18 protein-coding genes are annotated in these 16,858 nt (G+C 66.2%); 7 read left to right on the forward strand and 11 right to left on the reverse strand.

The genetic code is table 11. The features are described 5' to 3' along the window. Nucleotides 1-243: 243 nt before the first annotated feature. Nucleotides 244-483 (reverse strand): hypothetical protein, encoded by a 240-nt coding sequence (locus tag ABE463_RS05800; protein WP_088433184.1) that lies wholly within the window; start codon nt 481-483, stop codon nt 244-246. Between the two features lie 163 nt (nt 484-646). On the opposite strand from ABE463_RS05800, the gene parE reads away from it, so the two are divergent. The 3 genes from parE (at nt 647) to ABE463_RS05815 (ending at nt 3,701) form a co-directional block, all read left to right on the forward strand. Next, a complete protein-coding gene (gene parE / locus ABE463_RS05805) occupies nt 647-2,536 on the forward strand; it encodes a DNA topoisomerase IV subunit B (protein ID WP_123728894.1) in 1,890 nt (629 codons plus the stop codon). 107 nt (nt 2,537-2,643) lie between these two features. Then, entirely contained in the window at nt 2,644-3,087 is a 444-nt protein-coding gene (locus ABE463_RS05810; protein WP_346467517.1) for an acetyltransferase, read from the forward strand. A 41-nt stretch (nt 3,088-3,128) separates the two neighbouring features. Next, nucleotides 3,129-3,701 carry a GNAT family protein gene (locus ABE463_RS05815; RefSeq protein WP_346467518.1) on the forward strand — a complete coding sequence of 191 codons (573 nt, stop codon included), beginning with the start codon at nt 3,129-3,131 and terminating at the stop codon, nt 3,699-3,701. A gap of 105 nt (nt 3,702-3,806) precedes the next feature. Here ABE463_RS05815 and ABE463_RS05820 read toward each other — a convergent pair whose 3' ends face one another. Continuing rightward, a complete protein-coding gene (locus ABE463_RS05820; RefSeq protein WP_259260276.1) occupies nt 3,807-4,928 on the reverse strand; it encodes an inorganic phosphate transporter in 1,122 nt (373 codons plus the stop codon). 13 nt (nt 4,929-4,941) lie between these two features. Next, nucleotides 4,942-5,568, reverse strand: a complete 627-nt coding sequence (locus tag ABE463_RS05825) for a DUF47 family protein (RefSeq protein ID WP_121041743.1) — start codon at nt 5,566-5,568, stop codon at nt 4,942-4,944. Between the two features lie 282 nt (nt 5,569-5,850). Between ABE463_RS05825 and ABE463_RS05830 the strand changes: the two genes are divergently transcribed. Together ABE463_RS05830 and ABE463_RS05835 are read left to right on the forward strand one after the other, a co-directional pair. After that, on the forward strand, nt 5,851-7,161 hold the full coding sequence (locus ABE463_RS05830) for a hemolysin family protein (protein WP_123728891.1): 1,311 nt from the start codon (nt 5,851-5,853) through the stop codon (nt 7,159-7,161). Further along, nucleotides 7,145-7,804: an exopolysaccharide biosynthesis protein gene (locus ABE463_RS05835; RefSeq protein WP_346467519.1), complete on the forward strand. Its 660-nt coding sequence runs from the start codon at nt 7,145-7,147 to the stop codon at nt 7,802-7,804. Before ABE463_RS05830 ends, ABE463_RS05835 begins: the two co-directional genes overlap by 17 nt. A 151-nt stretch (nt 7,805-7,955) precedes the next feature. Here ABE463_RS05835 and ABE463_RS05840 read toward each other — a convergent pair whose 3' ends face one another. The 4 genes from ABE463_RS05840 to ABE463_RS05855 form a co-directional block, all read right to left on the reverse strand. Next, entirely contained in the window at nt 7,956-8,465 is a 510-nt protein-coding gene (locus tag ABE463_RS05840; protein ID WP_259260274.1) for a pyridoxamine 5'-phosphate oxidase family protein, read from the reverse strand. A gap of 97 nt (nt 8,466-8,562) precedes the next feature. Then, a complete protein-coding gene (locus ABE463_RS05845) occupies nt 8,563-9,555 on the reverse strand; it encodes an LLM class flavin-dependent oxidoreductase (protein WP_259260273.1) in 993 nt (330 codons plus the stop codon). Between the two features lie 138 nt (nt 9,556-9,693). Then, the gene (locus ABE463_RS05850) at nt 9,694-10,446 is read right to left on the reverse strand and encodes a sulfurtransferase (protein WP_346467520.1); all 753 of its coding nucleotides are present in this window, start codon (nt 10,444-10,446) and stop codon (nt 9,694-9,696) included. A gap of 49 nt (nt 10,447-10,495) precedes the next feature. Beyond that, the gene (locus ABE463_RS05855) at nt 10,496-10,861 is read right to left on the reverse strand and encodes a DUF6164 family protein (protein WP_346467521.1); all 366 of its coding nucleotides are present in this window, start codon (nt 10,859-10,861) and stop codon (nt 10,496-10,498) included. Between the two features lie 67 nt (nt 10,862-10,928). On the opposite strand from ABE463_RS05855, the gene ABE463_RS05860 reads away from it, so the two are divergent. Both ABE463_RS05860 and ABE463_RS05865 read left to right on the forward strand, forming a co-directional pair. Further along, nucleotides 10,929-11,369 carry an FKBP-type peptidyl-prolyl cis-trans isomerase gene (locus ABE463_RS05860; protein ID WP_259260270.1) on the forward strand — a complete coding sequence of 147 codons (441 nt, stop codon included), beginning with the start codon at nt 10,929-10,931 and terminating at the stop codon, nt 11,367-11,369. A 10-nt stretch (nt 11,370-11,379) separates the two neighbouring features. After that, nucleotides 11,380-12,630, forward strand: a complete 1,251-nt coding sequence (locus tag ABE463_RS05865) for a TIGR03862 family flavoprotein (RefSeq protein ID WP_259260269.1) — start codon at nt 11,380-11,382, stop codon at nt 12,628-12,630. A gap of 28 nt (nt 12,631-12,658) precedes the next feature. Here ABE463_RS05865 and ABE463_RS05870 read toward each other — a convergent pair whose 3' ends face one another. From ABE463_RS05870 to ABE463_RS05885, 4 genes are all read right to left on the reverse strand, one after another. Next, a complete protein-coding gene (locus ABE463_RS05870) occupies nt 12,659-13,138 on the reverse strand; it encodes a GNAT family N-acetyltransferase (RefSeq protein WP_346467522.1) in 480 nt (159 codons plus the stop codon). Continuing rightward, nucleotides 13,135-14,757, reverse strand: a complete 1,623-nt coding sequence (locus ABE463_RS05875) for an FMN-binding glutamate synthase family protein (protein WP_346467523.1) — start codon at nt 14,755-14,757, stop codon at nt 13,135-13,137. The genes ABE463_RS05870 and ABE463_RS05875 overlap by 4 nt, the downstream gene beginning before the upstream one ends. 31 nt (nt 14,758-14,788) lie before the next feature. Continuing rightward, nucleotides 14,789-16,075, reverse strand: a complete 1,287-nt coding sequence (locus ABE463_RS05880; RefSeq protein WP_346467524.1) for a nucleotide sugar dehydrogenase — start codon at nt 16,073-16,075, stop codon at nt 14,789-14,791. A gap of 305 nt (nt 16,076-16,380) precedes the next feature. Beyond that, entirely contained in the window at nt 16,381-16,836 is a 456-nt protein-coding gene (locus tag ABE463_RS05885) for a BLUF domain-containing protein (protein ID WP_346467526.1), read from the reverse strand. Between the last annotated feature and the right edge of the window lie 22 nt (nt 16,837-16,858).

Raw genomic sequence — 16,858 nt, forward strand, 5'->3', positions numbered from 1 at the left:
CATAGTTTACAGATTGACGGCCTCCAGCCCAAGGGGCGGATGACGGTCTTCACATAAAAAGAAGAGCCCCGGCGCGATACCGGGGCTCATGTTGGATACTTTTTCAGATCCCCAGGTCTCTCTGGTGGAGAGCCCCCTTGGAGTTCAAGGGGGCGCGCCGACAGGCGCGGGGATGTGGAGGAGAGGGTGAGCGGGGCCCACGGTTTGCCGCGCAAACCGTGGGGAAGCGTCAGCGCGAAGCGCTTATCGCTTCTTCCGCGCTTCTTCTTCCTCTTCCTTTTGCGGGGCCTGCTCGCCCTTGGCCTTCATTTCGGCCGTGGCGGCGGCGCGGCGCTTGGCCTTGGCATCCGCCTCAGCCTGTGCCTTGTCGGCCTGTTCGCCCTGCTGCGGCGTGGGCTGGCCCTGTCCGGCGTTCTGGGCCAGTGCCATGGGCACGGCCACGACGGCGGCGGCGATGGCAACGATGGTCAGCAACTTCTTCATGGGGTGCTCCTCGCGGTATGGCATGGAATGGGGCGCCGGAGGCTCCGGTTTCCCATCCAGCACAGTCTATCGCGCCCCGGTCGGCCGCCCCCTGAACGTGTGGCGTGCAAAAAACCCGTCCAGACCGCAAACTTCGCCGTCGCATTGCGCTTTATGAAGACAGATGAACGCCCGCTATAACGCCGCCGATATTGAAGTCCTGTCCGGCCTGGACCCGGTCAAGCGCCGCCCCGGCATGTACACCGACACCGCGCGCCCGAACCATCTGGCGCAGGAAGTCATCGACAATGCCGTCGACGAAGCCTTGGCCGGACACGCCCACACGGTCGACGTCACGCTGTTCAAGGACGGCAGCTGCGAAGTCAGCGATGACGGCCGTGGCATGCCCGTGGACATCCACCCCGAGGAGAAGATCCCCGGCGTCGAACTGATCCTGACCCGCCTTCACGCGGGCGGCAAGTTCAACAACAAGAACTACACTTTCTCCGGCGGCCTGCATGGCGTTGGCGTCAGCGTGGTCAACGCGTTGTCCACCCTGGTCGAAGTGCACATCAAGCGCGAGGGGAGCGAACACCGCATCACCTTCCGCAACGGCGACCGCGCCACCCCGCTGGAAGTGGTCGGCAGCGTCGGCAAGAAGAACACCGGTACCCGCGTGCGCTTCTGGGCCGACCCGAAGTACTTCGACACACCCAAGTACAACCTGCGTGGGCTGCGCCACCTGCTGCGCGCCAAGGCCGTGCTGTGCCCGGGCCTGACCGTGAAGCTTCTCGATGAAGCCACCGGCGAGCAGGACACCTGGTACTACGAGGATGGCCTGAGCGATTACCTCAAGGCCGAACTCGGCGAGCGCGAGATGCTGCCGGCCGACCTGTTCGTGGGTCACCTCAAGAAAGAAAACGAGATCGTGGACTGGGCCCTGGCCTGGATCCCCGAGGGCGAACTGGTCCAGGAAAGCTACGTCAACCTGATCCCGACCGCCCAGCACGGCACCCACGCCAACGGCCTGCGCACCGGCCTGACCGAGGCGCTGCGCGAGTTCTGCGACTTCCGCAACCTGCTCCCGCGTGGCGTCAAGCTGGCCCCGGAAGATGTCTGGGACCGCGTGTCGTTCGTGCTGTCGCTGAAGATGACCGACCCGCAGTTCAGCGGCCAGACCAAGGAACGCCTGTCCTCGCGCCAGGCCGCCGGGTTCGTCGAAGGCGCCGCGCACGATGCCTTCAGCCTGCTGCTCAACCAGAACGTCGCATTGGGCGAGCAGATCGCGCAGCTGGCCATCGAGCGCGCCAGTGCGCGTTTGAAGACCGAAAAGCTGGTGACCCGCAAGAAGGTCACCCAGGGCCCCGCCCTGCCCGGCAAGCTGGCCGACTGCATCAGCCAGGACCTGTCGCGCACCGAGCTGTTCCTGGTCGAAGGCGACTCCGCTGGCGGCAGTGCCAAGCAGGCCCGCGACAAGGACTTCCAGGCGATCCTGCCGCTGCGCGGCAAGATCCTCAACACCTGGGAAGTGTCCTCGGGCAGCGTGCTGGCCTCCGAAGAAGTGCACAACCTGGCCATCGCGATCGGCTGCGACCCTGGCAAGGACGACATCGCCGGCCTGCGCTACGGCAAGGTGGTCATCCTGGCCGACGCCGACTCGGACGGCCTGCACATCGCGACCCTGCTGACCGCGCTGTTCCTCAAGCACTTCCCGGCGCTGGTCGATGCCGGCCACGTGTTCGTGGCGATGCCGCCGCTGTTCCGTGTCGACGTGGGCAAGCAGGTGTTCTACGCCCTGGACGAGGAAGAGAAGCGCACGATGCTGGACAAGATCGAGCGCGAGAAGATCAAGGGCCAGATCAGCGTGACCCGCTTCAAGGGCCTGGGTGAAATGAACCCGCAGCAGCTGCGCGAGTCCACCATCCATCCCGATACCCGCCGTCTGGTACAGCTGACCATCGATGACGGCGAGCAGACCCATTCGCTGATGGACATGCTGCTGGCCAAGAAGCGCGCCAGCGACCGCAAGGGCTGGCTGGAGAAGAAGGGCGATCTGGCCTCGCTGGAAGTCTGATCGACCGGTTGTGACACTGGAAAAACCCGCCTTCCGGCGGGTTTTTTCCTGGGCGACGCCGCGCAGTACCGGTGATAATCGGGGCAACCTGCATCAGGACGTCCCGCATGTACGATATCCAGCCTGCGCTGACCACCGATCACGACCGCATCACCGTCGTCTGGGAAGCCTCGGTACGCGCTACGCACGGCTTCCTGCCGGAGGCGGCGATCCACGCACTGCGTCCGCTCATCCGCGAGCAGTACCTGCCGGCCGTGACGTTGCGCGTATGCAAGGATGCCGATGGCGTCATTCAGGGCTTCGTCGGCGTCGCCGATGATCGGATCGAAATGCTGTTCATCGAGCCGCGCGCGAGGGGCACCGGAATCGGCAAGGCATTGCTGCGCCATGCCATCGAGGTACTCGGTGCCGATGCGCTGGACGTCAACGAACAAAATCACCAGGCGGTCGGCTTTTATCAACACCAAGGGTTCGTGGTGACCGGTCGCTCAGCGCTGGACGGACAGGGCCAGCCCTACCCACTGCTGCACATGCGCCTGGCCCCTCACTGACCCATCATCACGGCAGCGCACTACATCCCCGGAGTTCAGTCATGCCGTTCGATCCCACCCTGCAACTGGAGAGCGCGCGCCTGGTGCTGACCCCGATCGGCGCGACGGACGCGCAGGCGATGTTCGCAATCCAGTCCGACCGTGCCGGCATGCGCTACTGGAACCATCCGGCGTGGACCGACCTGAAACAGGCCTACGTGCAGATCCTCGACGATCTGGCCGCGATCGACGCCGGCACGCAACTCAAACTGGCGATCCGTGAACGTGTGGACGGGCCGCTGCTGGGGATCGTGGTGGTGTTCGCGATCGACGAAACGTCCAGGCGCGCGGAGATCGGGTATCACCTTGCCTCGTCGGCACAGGGCAAGGGCTACATGCACGAGGCGCTGTCACGGTTCGTGGCGTATCTGTTCGATGTGCTGCACCTGCGGCGCCTGGAGGCGGAGATCGATCCGCGCAACGGGCCCTCGGCGAAGGTGCTGGAGCGGCTCGGCTTCCTGCGCGAAGGGCTGCTGCGCGAGCGCTGGCGGGTCGCCGGCGAGCTATCCGATTCGGCCGTGTATGGGCTGCTGGCACGGGACTGGCAGGGGCCAGGCAGCGCAGCACCGGGGTGACATACACACGAAACACCGCCGGCCATTCCGGCCCCGGCCTCCGCCTTGCTCCACGAAAAAGCCCGCCTTCCGGCGGGCTTTTCGATGTTCAACCGTGCGGACCGATCAGGCCCAGCCGAACAGTTCGAACAGACGCAGGATCAGGTACGCACACCCGCCGGCAGCCGGGATGGTCAGGATCCACGCCCACACGATGCGCTCGATCACGCCGAAGCGCAGCGAGCGCGGGTTCTTGGCGAAGCCCACGCCCATGATCGCGGTGGAGATGCTGTGGGTGGTCGAGACCGGCATGCCGAAGTGCGCCGCCACGGTCAGGATCGTGGCCGAGCTCGTTTCCGCGGCGAAGCCGTGGATCGGATGCAGCTTGACCATCTTGTGGCCCAGCGTCTTGATGATCTTCCAGCCGCCCGAGGCAGTACCGGCGGCCATCACCACGGCGCAGGTCAGCACGATCCACATCGCGATGCCGTCACCGGCGCTCGCGTCCGGGTGCATGAAGGCCAGCCAGGACGGCAGGTCGTTCAGCGCACCGGTTGCCTCGGCACCGATCAGGGTCATGGCGATGATGCCCATGGTCTTCTGCGCATCGTTGTGGCCGTGGGCGAAGCCCATGTAGGCCGCCGACACGATCTGCGCCTTGCCGAAGAACGCATTGACGATGCGCGGGCGGGCCAGACGGCCCAGGAAGCCACCGATCTTCGCCATGCCCGCGATCATGCCCCACAGCAGCAGCATCACCGCGATGCCGAGCAGGAAGCCGGCGATCGGCGAGGTGATCATCGGCAGGAACACCTTCCACAGCAGGCCCTTGTTCTGGGCCCAGGTGCCGATGCGCTCGGACCAGATCAGGGCATCCCAGTTGTTGTGGGCAGCGGCCAGACCAGCGCCGCACAGGCCGCCGATCAGCGCGTGCGAGGACGAGGACGGCAGCCCCTTCCACCACGTGATCAGGTTCCAGATGATGCCGCCCAGCAGCGCACAGAGGATCACCTGCGGGGTCACATCGACCACGTTGGTGTTGAGCAGGCCCGAGGCGATGGTCAGCGCGACGGCGGTGCCGGTCAGCGCACCTATCAAGTTCATGAACGCGGCGAGCATCACCGCCCAGCCGGGCGAGAGCACTTTGGTCGCCACCACGGTGGCGATGGAGTTGGCGGTGTCGTGGAAGCCGTTGATGAACTCGAAAACGAGCGCGGCCAGGATCACCACCAGGACAAGGGTCAGCATGCTGTGGCGTCCGTCAGCTGTTCTTCAAGACGATCTGGTACGCCACCACGCCGGCCTCGCGGCAACGATCGATGGCCTTTTCCAGGATCTCGAAGAATTCCTTGAGCAGGAACATCTGCAGGCTGTCCAGGCGGCCGGAGTAGATGTCGCGGTACAGCTCGAGCATCAGGCGGTCGGCTTCGTTTTCCAGCGAACGCAGCTTCTCGTTGAGCGCGGTCATCCGGTCCAGGTTCATGTGGCGCAGGTCGTTGACCATTTCCACCACCACGCTGGCCGCCTGTTCCAGCATCGCCGCGCGCGGCGCGAAATCGATGTGCTCCAGATGCTGGGTGGCCAGCGAATAGCGATCGGCGAACTTCTCGATCTGCTTGGGAATCTTGTACAGCGCCGAGCCCAGCGCTTCGATGTCTTCGCGCTCGATCGGGGTCATGAAGCTGTCGACCAGCGCCTGGCTGATCTTGTCCGAGGCCGCGCGCTCGCGCAGGCGGGCCAGCTTGAAGGCGTCCAGCGCCGGCTGGCGGTCCGCTTCGCGCAGCATGGAGTGCAGCGCCTTGGAACTGTCCTGGGCGGCCTGGGCAGCCTCGTCCAGCAGGGTATAGAACTGTTTGCCGGAGCCAAAAATGGTCTGCAGAGAGAACATTGAGAAACCTATTCGCCGTCGAGGAAGGACGGCACCGGGCGGAATTATGACGGTTTGATGTCTGTTCCGGGTACTCCCCCCCTTCTTCACGCCGGGACGGCCCCGTCTGAACGACTCTGTTTGCACCCCTGCCCCGGCCTTTTGTTAAGATGCGCGGGCACCTTCGGGTGCACTCTATGGACGACGACCCTTACCCCCCGCCGCACCGCCGCGCTTACGCGCCCTCCGGTAGCCGACATCGCTTGAACACGCCCTCCCTGCCACCAACCGGGGAAGCCGCCCGTGTTTGAACTGATTATTGTCCTCGCCCTGATCCTGCTCAACGGCTTCTTCGCCATGTCCGAGATGTCGGTCATGACCTCGCGCAAGAGCCGCCTGAAGCAGATGGCAGGCTCCAGCAAGCGCGCCGAGCGCGCCCTGGCCCTGTCCGAGAAGCCGGAGAGCTTCCTGTCCACGGTCCAGATCGGTATCACCCTGATCGGCATCCTGACCGGTGTGTTCGGCGGTGAGGCGATCGGCTTGGCCATCGCCGAGTGGCTGCACGGCATCGTGCCGGCCTTCGCCTATTCTGCGGAAGTCGGCAAGGCGCTTGCGGTCGCCCTGATCACCTTCCTGACGCTGATCTTCGGCGAACTGGTCCCCAAACGCCTGGCGATCACCCGTTCGGAGGATATCGCCGGACTGGTGGCGTGGCCGATGGGCTGGCTGTCACGTATCGCCTTCCCGGCGGTGTGGCTGCTCTCGCACAGCACCCGACTGGTGCTGCGCGTGCTGGGCCTGGGCAAGGACGAGGCCGCCTCGGTCACCGAAGAGGAAATCCGCATGCTGGTGGCCGAAAGCCACGAGGCCGGCGTGATCGATGCCCATGAGCGCGACATGATGAACCGCGTCATGCGCCTGGGCGACCGCACCGCCGACAGCCTGATGACCCCCCGCAACCGGATTGCCTGGCTGGATACGCAGGCCGATCCGGAGAAGAACATCGCGACCATGCGCGAGAACGAGTTCTCGCGTTACCCGGTGTTCCGCGACAACGACCAGGACATCGTCGGCGTGCTGGAGGTCAAGAGCCTGGTGACGCGTCTGGTGCGCGATGACCATTCGCTGTTCCAGAACCTGCGCGAGCCGCTGTACGTCTCCGAGTCCACCCATGCGATGAAGCTGCTGGAGATTTTCCGCGAGGAACAGCAGTCGATGGCGCTGGTGGTGGACGAGTACGGCGAGATCCAGGGCCTGGTCACCATCAGCGACCTGATGGGCGCGGTGGTCGGCCGCCTGCAGTCGGTGGAGAACGTGGACGAGGACGCGCTGGTCGTGACCCGCGAGGACGGCTCGTTCCTGGTCGATGGCTCGCTCTCGATCGAAGACCTGCGCGAACTGATGGGCAACGCCGAGCTGCCCGATGCCGATGATGGCGACTACTACACGCTGGCCGGCATGTGCATCCACTATTTCGGCCGCATCCCGCATGCGGGCGAGTACTTCGATTGGGCCGGCTGGCGCATCGAGATCGTCGATCTCGACGGTGCCCGTGTCGACAAGCTGTTGCTGCGCACCCTGAGCGAAGACGAGACCGATGACATCACCGGCTGAGCCGACGCCGCCGGACCCGACGCGGCCCCAGTACCGCAACGAGGGTATCCGTACCCTGCTGGCGATGTTCGACCACGGTGACCCGGAGGAACGGCTGCTGCTCGGCCAGATCCTGCAGGATCTGCAGCAGAGCGCGTTCGGTGTGTTCCTGTTCGTGGCGATCCTGCCGGCCTTCATCCCGATCCCCGGGCTGGGCGGCGCGGTCAGTGGACCGTTGGTGGTGCTGATCGGCGCGCAGATGCTGTGCGGCATGCGCCGGCCCTGGCTGCCCGGCTTCATCCGCAACCGCGGACCCAAGCGCGGCACCATGCATCGGTTCCTGGAGCGCATCGACCGTCCACTGCGGCGGCTGGACCGCCTGCTCAAGCCGCGGATGCCCGGCCTGCTGGTACCGCTGCCCGCGCATGCGTTCACCGGGCTGCTGCTGATCCTGATCGGCGTCCTGTTGTCGCTGCCGATCCCGCTCACCAACTATCTGTTCGGCTTCCAGCTGCTGCTGTTCGCGCTGGCATTGCTGGAACGCGATGGCGTGCTGATGCTGCTCAACTGGATCGGCGCGGTCGCCGCCGTGTTGTTCTTCGGCGTCAGTTCGGGGCAGCTGGTGGGCTATACCGTGGATCTGTTCCAGCGCTGGTTTGGCTGAGCAGGCGGGGCCGCGTCGAGCGCGGGGCTCGACTGACCGAGCGAAGCAAGGCAAGAGACCTTCAACAAAAACGGCGCTGCCCCTTTTCGGGGTGAGCGCCGTTCTTGCGGAGCAAACAGCATCCGGCGCGTGGCCGATGCGTTGAACCTGCTTAAACGCCGGGCTTGAGATCCACCGTACCGGTGTCGGACATGGCGCCCGGATCATCGGTGACCGCCGACAGCACGAAGTACAGTGCCTTGCCGAGCAGGCCACCGGGGCCATCCCAGTACTCGGCCGATTCGGCGCTGACATGGATCAGGCGCAGGTTCGGGTCGTCCTTGCCGCCGGGGAAGAAGATCTTCATCGCCGGGGACCAGAGCTCATCGATCTTGGCGCGGTCATGGACCACGCGCGCGGTGCCCGAGACGGACACATAGGTGTTGCCCGACGGCGAGGCATAGGCCACGTTGACGCGCGGGTTGGCGGTGATTTCCGCGATCTTCGGGCTGTCGGCCCCGGTGGCGAACCACAGGTCGCCATCGAATTCGACTTCCTGCGTGCCCAGCGGACGACTGAACAAGCGCCCGTCCGCGCCGACCGTGGTGAACATCGCGATGTCCACATCGCGGATCAGTTCGGCCAGTTGTTTGATGTGCTGCTGGCGATCGAGTTCGGCCATGAGGTGGCTCCTGTAAGGGGAGCCCCCATCACAGCCGATCGGCGGCTACGGCGACGTGAACCGCGCGGTCACGCCTTCTTCGCACGCCACGCCGATGTCACACCTGCAGCGCGCGCCATGCCTGCATCGCCAGCCCGAACGAGCGCTTGCGCGCGGCGTGATCGTAGATGTTCGCGGTGACCAGCACTTCGTCCGGCGTGTGTCGCGCCACGAACGCGGCGAGACCTTCCTGCACCTGCTGCACATCACCGACCACCGCACAGGCCAGCGCGTTCTGCACGCCGGCCTTTTCGTGCGGCTGCCAGAACGCTTCGATGTCGTCGATCGGCGGCGGGATCAGACCCGGCAGGCCACGGCGAAGATTGACGAAGCTCTGCTGCTGGGTGGTGAACAAGCGCTTGGCCTCGGCTTCGGAATCGCTGGCGACCACGTTCAAGCCCAGCACCGCGTACGGCGCCTGCAGATACTGCGAGGCACGGAATTCGCGACGGTAGACCGCCAGCGCTTCATCCATCGCGTCCGGGGCGAAGTGCGAGGCAAAGGCGAACGGCAGGCCCATCGCCGCCGACAGCCGCGCACTGAACAGGCTGGAGCCGAGCAGCCACACCGGCACCGGAATGCCCGCACCGGGCACGGCGCGCACGGCCTGGCCCTTCTGGGCCGGCTCGAAGTAATGCAGCAGCTCACGCACGTCCTGCGGGAACTGGTCGGCACTGTCGAAGTAGCGGCGCAATGCGCGGGCGGTCGGCTGGTCGGTGCCGGGCGCGCGGCCCAGGCCGAGGTCGATGCGGTCCGGGTACAGCGAGGCCAGCGTGCCGAACTGCTCGGCCACCTGCAGCGGGGAGTGATTGGGCAGCATGATGCCGCCGGCACCAACGCGGATGCGCTTCGTGCCCCCGGCCACATGGCCGATCAGTACCGCGGTCGCGGCGCTGGCGATGCCGGGCATGTTGTGGTGCTCGGCCAGCCAATAGCGGTGGAAGCCCCACCCTTCGGCGTGCTGGGCCAGGTCCAGCATGTTGGCGAAGGCCTGCGTGGTGTCGCTGCCTTCGCAGACCGGCGCCAGATCAAGAATCGACAGCTGCATCATGAATGCTCGTTCCAACCAGGAGATATCCCACTGAGATGGGGCTGGGCGGCCGGTTTGCCACCGCCCACAAGGCGCAGGTGGCAAGACGCTGATTTCCGTCTCGCGACGATTCAGGACAATCAAGGCCGTGAAGACGGCTCAGGCGGCGTCGGCGTCCTGGTCGACCAGCGGCTGCAGGGCCGCATCCAGCGCCACGCGCTCGTCGAAGACGAAGCAGCGGCCGTCATAGCCCTCACCACCCACGGCCTCGAAATAGCCCAGGATGCCGCCGTCCAGCTGCAGGACGTTGTCCATGCCATCGTTGCGCATCCACAGCGCCGCCTTCTCGCAGCGGATGCCGCCGGTGCAGAAGCTGACCACCGTGCTGTCCTTGAGCGCCTCGCGATGCGGGGCCAGGGCCTCGGGCAGATCGGTGAACTTGGTGATCGGCAGCACCAGTGCATCCTGGAAGGTGCCGAACTCGATTTCCTGGGTGTTGCGCGTATCCAGCATCACCACCGGCTTGCCGGCGTCATCGTGGCCCTGGCGCAGCCAGCGCTGCACCGTGAGCGGATCGACCGACGGCGCGCGCGGGTAGGCCAGCGGCTGGCCATCGTCGATGCGGAAACTGATGATCTCCGGCTTGACCTTGGCCTTGAGCCGGGCGAACGGCTGCATGTGGCTGTAGCTGGTCTTCACGCGCAGCCCGGCAAACCGCGCATCGGCGCGCAGGGCGGCGTAGAAGCCGTCGATCTGCGGCTCGGGGCCGGCGAGGAACAGGTTGATGCCCTCGCCCGCCACCAGGATCGTGCCGCGCAGCTGCGCGGCGGTCGCCCGCTCCAGTAGGGTCGCGCACAGCGCGTCCGGGTCGGCGACGGGGGTGAAGTGGTAGGCGGCGGTATTGGCGATCATCCCGCCATTTTAGCCGCAGGGCAGGCGCTGCGCCTGACCCGCCCAGGAATCAGCCGCGCAGCAGCACGAACGGCAGCAGCACCAGCGCGGTCGCGACGGCCATGCCGAGCAGCACCGCCACCACGAACACCGGGCGCCGCCGGATCAGGCTGCCGAAGGTCTCGGCGGTGCCTTCGCGCAGCGCGGCCTCACGCTCACCGCGGACGCGCTCGCCACGTGCCTGCTGGTACTCGCCCATCAGGCCCTTGGCCCGAGGGTGATCGGCGTCGTCGCGGACCCAGATGCCGCCAAAGGAGATCCCCCAAGGGCTGGGCTCGGTGCGGTAATGGGCGATGCCCGCCTTGTCCAGCAGGGCGGTGACATCCTGGATTTCATCGTCCGCGACATTGCGCAGGTTGAGCAGCAGTTTCGACATGCGCCCATGATAGCGCCCGGCGATGCGCTACCCTTGCGTCCCCGTTTTTTGGATCCGGAGCCCGCCCATGCGCCGTCTGCCGCGTTACCTGCTCGTCCCCCTGATGTTGTCGCTGCTGGCCGCCTGCACCCCGCCCGGCCCGCCGCCCGGTGGCAGCATCGCGCAGTTCGAGAAGATCGATACCCAGCCGGGCACCGGCGCCGAGGCCACGCCCGGCAGCAAGGTCACCGTGCACTACACCGGGTGGATCTATGACGAGCGCACCGCCGACAAGCATGGCGACAAGTTCGACAGCTCGGTCGACCGCGGCGAGCCCTTCACCTTCAACCTCGGCCAGGGCCAGGTCATCAAGGGCTGGGACGAAGGCTTTGCCGGGATGAAGGTGGGCGGCAAGCGCACACTGATGATTCCGGCCGAGTACGGCTATGGCGCGCGTGGCGCAGGGCCGATCGCACCGAATTCCTCGCTGGTGTTCGATGTCGAACTGCTCGACGTCAAGCCGCGTTGATCCTGCCTGCATGAGCATTGCCCTGAACACCCCACCACGCCGGGTCGCGATCATCGGCGGCGGCCCCGCTGGTCTGATGGCGGCGGAGACCGTGCGCGCTGCCGGCCACACCGTCGATCTGTACGAAGCCAAGGGATCGCCCGGCCGCAAGTTCCTGATCGCCGGCAAAGGCGGCCTCAACCTCACCCACTCCGATGCGCGTGAGGTGTTCGTCTCGCGCTACCGCGAGCGCGCGGACGCGGTGGGCGGCTGGCTGGCCGATTTCGATGGTGAGGCGCTGCGTGCCTGGGCGCTGGCGTTCGGCGTGGACACCTATGTGGGCAGTTCGGGGCGTGTCTTCCCGGTCGACCGCAAGGCCGCCCCGCTGCTGCGCGGCTGGGTGCGCCGGCTCAAGGAACAGGGGGTGCGTTTCCACGTACAGCACCGCTGGACCGGCTGGGATGACGCGGGCGCGCTGCGCTTCGAGACGCCCGAGGGCACGACCACGATCACGGCCGATGCGGTGGTGTTCGCGCTCGGGGGCGGCAGCTGGCCTGAGCTCGGCTCGGACGGTGCGTGGGTGGCACCGATGACCGCCAGCGGCGTCGACATCGCCCCGCTGAAGCCGGCCAATTGTGGCTTCGACATCGGCTGGACGCCCTACTTCAGCGAGCGCCAGGCGGGTGCCCCGCTCAAGCCGGTGGTGGCGCACTGGACCGACCTGCAGGGTGAGCCGCGCTCGCTGCAGGGCGAATGCGTGATCACCGCGACCGGCATCGAAGGCAGCCTGATCTATGCGCTGTCGGCCGATCTGCGCGACAGCCTGGCCCGCGACGGCCAGGTGACCCTGCAGCTGGATCTGCTGCCGGGCCAGACCGAAGCGCAGGTAGCGGAGAAACTGCAGAAGCCACGCCAGGGTCGCAGCTTCGGCGAGGTCCTGCGCCGCCAGCTGGGCCTGGGTGGCGTGAAGTCGGCCCTGCTGTTCGAGGTGATGGGTCGCGAGGCCGGGCAATTGCCGCTGGACCAGATCGCGCATGGGCTCAAGCGGCTGCCGTTGGCTCTGCAGCGAGCCCGTCCTATCGATGAAGTGATCAGCACCGCCGGTGGCGTGCGGCTGGAGGCGATGGACGCGCAGTTGATGCTGCGCGGGCGCCCCGGCACGTTCTGCGCCGGCGAGATGCTGGACTGGGAAGCGCCGACGGGCGGCTACCTGCTGACGGCCTGCTATGCCAGCGGGCTGCGCGCCGGGCGTGGCGTGGTCGCGTGGTTGGCGCAGGCGTGAATCACGCGGTGCCGGCCGCTGGCCGGCATCAGCGCCTGCGCTGCATCCGCACCGAGGCGAGCGAAACGCCGCTGGGGTGCGGGTAGCTCTCCTCGCGCAGCGCTTCAAAGCCACAGCGACGATAAAACGGGACCGCGTTGAGCGAGGCCAAGAGCACCAGCGGCCGCGCCGGGTCGGCCAACGCCTCCATCGCCTGCATCAAGGTCAGACCGATGCCACGGCCACCGCAGTCGGGATCAACGAACAGCGCATCGATCTCGTTGCCGGCCAGATCGATCACGCCATAGCCCAACAGCACGCCGCCAGTGTCTTCGGCAATCACACAGCCACCGGCCGCCAACAGCGTACGGTAATGTTCCGGCGGCGGTGAGGCCGACCACGGGGCGATCACCTCCGGCGGATAGGCCACGCTGCACAGCTCACGAACGCACCGCGTGCGCAGCTCCCACAGTCTGTCCGCCTCCTCGGCACGGCCAATGCGCAAGCGCACGTCGCGCGCTGCGGTCATCGCGATTTGCTCGACCGCAGCGCCTGGATGCGCGCTGGTGGCTGGAACGAATCACTGCGCGCATCGGCCCAGTAGTCGTGAAAGACCGCGTGGTCCGGCACTTTGCGCAGCAGCTCGCCCGGGGCCAGATAGCGGTACAGCGAGGCCAGTGAGCGGATCTCCACCGGCGAGACGCGGCGCAGGATGTGCTCCGGGCCCAGCTCGGAGGGATCGTTCAAGCCGGCCGCACACAGCAGGTCGCGCAGCGCGCGCAGGGTGTTCTCGTGGTAGCTGTGCACGCGCGTGGCCTTGTCGGCCGCGTCCAGGTGACGCCATCGATGCGGGTTCTGCGTGGCAATGCCGGTCGGGCATTTATCACTGTGGCAGCTCAGCGACTGGATGCAGCCCAGCGCGAACATGAAGCCACGCCCGGCATTGCACCAGTCCGCACCCAGCGCGATGGTGCGTGCGATTTCGAAGGCACTGGTGACCTTGCCCGCCGCGCCCACACGGATGCGATCGCGCAGGTCCAGCCCGACCAGGGTGTTGTGCACCAGCAACAGTGCTTCGTGCATCGGCACACCCACGTGGTCGATGAACTCAGCCGGCGCCGCACCGGTACCACCCTCGGCGCCATCCACCACGATGAAATCCGGCAGCAGCCCGGTTTCCTGCATCGCTTTGGCGATACCGAACCACTCCCAGGGATGGCCGATGGCCAGCTTGAACCCGACCGGCTTGCCGCCGGACAACTCCCGCAGCCGCGCGACGAACTGCAGCAGCTCCACCGGCGTATTGAACGCGCTGTGCTTGGAGGGCGATACGCAATCCACGCCCATCGGCACGCCACGGGTGATCGAGATCTCTTCGCTCACTTTCGCCGCCGGCAGCACCCCGCCATGGCCGGGCTTGGCGCCCTGAGAGAGCTTGATCTCGATCATCTTGACCTGATCATGGGTGGCGTTGGCGACGAACTTCTCTTCGCTGAAACCGCCGGCATCGTCACGGCACCCGAAGTAGCCCGAGCCGATTTCCCAGACCAGGTCGCCGCCCATTTCGCGGTGATACGGCGAGATCGAGCCTTCGCCGGTGTCGTGATAGAAGCTGCCACGGCGCGCGCCTTCATTGAGGGCGCGGATCGCGTTCGCCGACAACGAGCCGAAGCTCATCGCGGAGATGTTGAACACACTGGCCGAATACGGCTTGGCGCAGTTCGGGCCGATCTGGATGCGGAAATCGTGGTGGCCGATCTCGGTCGGCGCCAGCGAATGGTTGATCCACTCGTAGTCCACCGCATAGGTGCTGCGCAGCGTGCCGAACGGCACCACGTCCATTTCATTCTTGGAGCGCTGGTAGATCAGCGCACGCTGCTGGCGCGAGAACGGCACATCCTCCAGATCGCTCTGCACGAAGTACTGGCGGATCTCCGGTCCGATCGATTCCAGCCCGTAGCGGAAGTGCGCCATCACCGGATAATTGCGTCGCAGTGTGCTGCGCTTCTGCAGCAGATCCCAGGTGCCCAGCACCACCAGCAACGCCGTCACGCCGACGCCCCAGTACCAGGCGGGCCAGATCGTGGCCAACCACACGCAGACCGGGAACAACAGGATGGCGAGCAGATACGCGAGATAGCGATGCATGGCGTTCCTCAATCAATAGCTGCCCCCGAGTCTACAGGCGGTCGTCCACCACTTCCCGGGGCCACACGGACTTGACGTCGTACACCACGCCCTGCGGCTTGAGCAGCGCGCGCACCTGCGCCGCATCGAAGGCGCGGAAACGATCATGCGCCACCGCCAGCACCACGGCGTCATAGCCGTCCGGATCGGGCGAGGCGACCCACCGTACATCCGCATCGGCAAACGCCGCCGGCCCGACCCACGGATCCTGCACGTCCACCTGCGCCCCGGTGGCCTGCAGGCGCTGCGCCAGCTCCAGCGCGCGGCTGTTGCGCAGGTCCGGGCAGTTCTCCTTGAAGGTCACGCCCAGCACCAGGACGCGTGCCTGGGCGACGGCGATGTTGCGCGATGCCAGCAACGCCAGCACGCGTTGTGCGACGTGCTCACCCACCCGGTTGTTGACCTGGCGCGCGGTGTGGATGAGATCGGGGTGATACCCCATGCTCTCGGACTTGTGCAGCAGGTAGTACGGATCCACCCCGATGCAGTGGCCGCCGACGAGGCCGGGGCGGAAAGGCAGAAAGTTCCACTTGCTGCCCGCCGCAGCCAACACGTCCTGGGTATCGATGCCAAGCCGATCGAAGATCAGCGCGAGTTCGTTGACCAAGGCAATGTTGACGTCGCGCTGGATGTTCTCGATCACCTTGGCCGCTTCGGCCACGCGGATCGACGGCGCCGGCCAGGTCCCGGCGGTGATGATGCGTTGGTACAGCGCATCCACCACGGCCGCCGCCTCGGGCGTCGAGCCGGAGGTGATCTTGCGGATGTCCGGCAGCCGGCGCTCGCGGTCGCCTGGGTTGATCCGCTCCGGGCTGTAACCGCAGTAGAAATCTTCGTTGAAGCGCAGCCCCGATCCAGCCTCCAGCAAGGGCACGCAGACTTCCTCGGTGGTGCCGGGGTACACGGTGGATTCGTAGATCACCAGGTCGCCCGGCGCCAGCAGTCCGGCGATCAGCGTGCTTGCACTGCGCAGCGGCCCCAGATCGGGCTGCTCATGCGCATCGATCGGCGTCGGCACGGTCACGATGTAGACGTTGCACTCGGCCAGATCCGAGGGGTCGGCGCTGTAGCGCGCATGCACGGCGGCAGTCAGTTCGTCGGCATCCAGCTCGAGCGTATGGTCATGGCCGCGCTGCAGCTCGGCGACGCGCGTGTGGTCGATGTCATACCCCAGGGTCGGCTGCTGCTGACCAAAGGTCACCGTCAATGGCAGCCCGACGTACCCCAGCCCGATCACACCGATGCGCGGCGTTGCCGATGCGGAAATGGCGCGCGTCATCGCTGCGCTCCACGCAGCGGAACCGGGCCGGCGATCAGCCGGGGCGTCATCAGGGAGGGTTTCATGCGATACAGGCGCCGGGGATACAGGTGACGCAAGCCTAACGCGCCGGGCGCCGCCCCACAAAGAACAAAGCCGCCGCCCGCGGAGAGTACGGACGACGGCCAAAGGAATGATGGTCCAGCTGCGGTTACTACCCTTTCAGACAGCCTCCAAGGGCAAACCCCGCAAGACTGGTCACAGCTGGTAGGCAAAGGATAGGCGCACAACCGTGATCATTGTGTTACGGCCAACGGTGTTTTGCGTTACGAACCCAACGTGACTGCCGCCGGTTCCAACTCGCCGGAGACACCGGTCCACGCATCCAGCAGCGCCGCAAATCCGGTGGGCGACGTACCGTCCACCGACAACCGCAAGGCGAAGCCTTCCCACGGCAGGTTGATCAGTCGCGCCAGCGCGTCCGGTTCAACGGCGGCTGACGCCATCGTCCAGCGTGCGAAGTGCCGCACCTCCACCTTATCGCGGGCCAGCTCACGCAGCCCCTGATGGATGCGCGCATTGAGGACGCGCTGGAACACCGAATCCACGCCGTCTTCCGGGCCTTCGAAGTACTGCAGGAAACGACGCCCGTCGAACATCAACACGCCGGTCACGCCGGCCACTTTGTTGAAGCCCATTGCCGCACGCAGAATCTGATCAATGTCAGACGTCTCGATTCCTTCGATAGCGTCGCTGACGTAAGCGACCGCATGCAGCGGCATGGAGGCTTTCCATAGTGAACCG

This window comes from Stenotrophomonas sp. TWI819 (assembly GCF_039673075.1).
GTDB lineage: Bacteria > Pseudomonadota > Gammaproteobacteria > Xanthomonadales > Xanthomonadaceae > Stenotrophomonas > Stenotrophomonas rhizophila_B.

What these genes read in the sequence shown, in the direction of transcription:
- ABE463_RS05825 (WP_121041743.1), bottom strand. Translation starts at nt 5,568, where the DNA reads ATGTTCTCTCTGCAGACCATTTTTGGCTCCGGCAAACAGTTCTATACC.
- ABE463_RS05820 (WP_259260276.1), bottom strand. Translation starts at nt 4,928, where the DNA reads ATGCTGACCCTTGTCCTGGTGGTGATCCTGGCCGCGCTCGTTTTCGAG.
- ABE463_RS05855 (WP_346467521.1), bottom strand. Translation starts at nt 10,861, where the DNA reads ATGTCGAAACTGCTGCTCAACCTGCGCAATGTCGCGGACGATGAAATC.
- ABE463_RS05860 (WP_259260270.1), top strand. Translation starts at nt 10,929, where the DNA reads ATGCGCCGTCTGCCGCGTTACCTGCTCGTCCCCCTGATGTTGTCGCTG.
- ABE463_RS05865 (WP_259260269.1), top strand. Translation starts at nt 11,380, where the DNA reads ATGAGCATTGCCCTGAACACCCCACCACGCCGGGTCGCGATCATCGGC.
- ABE463_RS05885 (WP_346467526.1), bottom strand. Translation starts at nt 16,836, where the DNA reads ATGCCGCTGCATGCGGTCGCTTACGTCAGCGACGCTATCGAAGGAATC.
- ABE463_RS05850 (WP_346467520.1), bottom strand. Translation starts at nt 10,446, where the DNA reads ATGATCGCCAATACCGCCGCCTACCACTTCACCCCCGTCGCCGACCCG.
- ABE463_RS05845 (WP_259260273.1), bottom strand. Translation starts at nt 9,555, where the DNA reads ATGATGCAGCTGTCGATTCTTGATCTGGCGCCGGTCTGCGAAGGCAGC.
- ABE463_RS05815 (WP_346467518.1), top strand. Translation starts at nt 3,129, where the DNA reads ATGCCGTTCGATCCCACCCTGCAACTGGAGAGCGCGCGCCTGGTGCTG.
- ABE463_RS05875 (WP_346467523.1), bottom strand. Translation starts at nt 14,757, where the DNA reads ATGCATCGCTATCTCGCGTATCTGCTCGCCATCCTGTTGTTCCCGGTC.
- ABE463_RS05800 (WP_088433184.1), bottom strand. Translation starts at nt 483, where the DNA reads ATGAAGAAGTTGCTGACCATCGTTGCCATCGCCGCCGCCGTCGTGGCC.
- ABE463_RS05840 (WP_259260274.1), bottom strand. Translation starts at nt 8,465, where the DNA reads ATGGCCGAACTCGATCGCCAGCAGCACATCAAACAACTGGCCGAACTG.
- ABE463_RS05870 (WP_346467522.1), bottom strand. Translation starts at nt 13,138, where the DNA reads ATGACCGCAGCGCGCGACGTGCGCTTGCGCATTGGCCGTGCCGAGGAG.
- parE (WP_123728894.1), top strand. Translation starts at nt 647, where the DNA reads ATGAACGCCCGCTATAACGCCGCCGATATTGAAGTCCTGTCCGGCCTG.
- ABE463_RS05835 (WP_346467519.1), top strand. Translation starts at nt 7,145, where the DNA reads ATGACATCACCGGCTGAGCCGACGCCGCCGGACCCGACGCGGCCCCAG.
- ABE463_RS05810 (WP_346467517.1), top strand. Translation starts at nt 2,644, where the DNA reads ATGTACGATATCCAGCCTGCGCTGACCACCGATCACGACCGCATCACC.
- ABE463_RS05880 (WP_346467524.1), bottom strand. Translation starts at nt 16,075, where the DNA reads ATGACGCGCGCCATTTCCGCATCGGCAACGCCGCGCATCGGTGTGATC.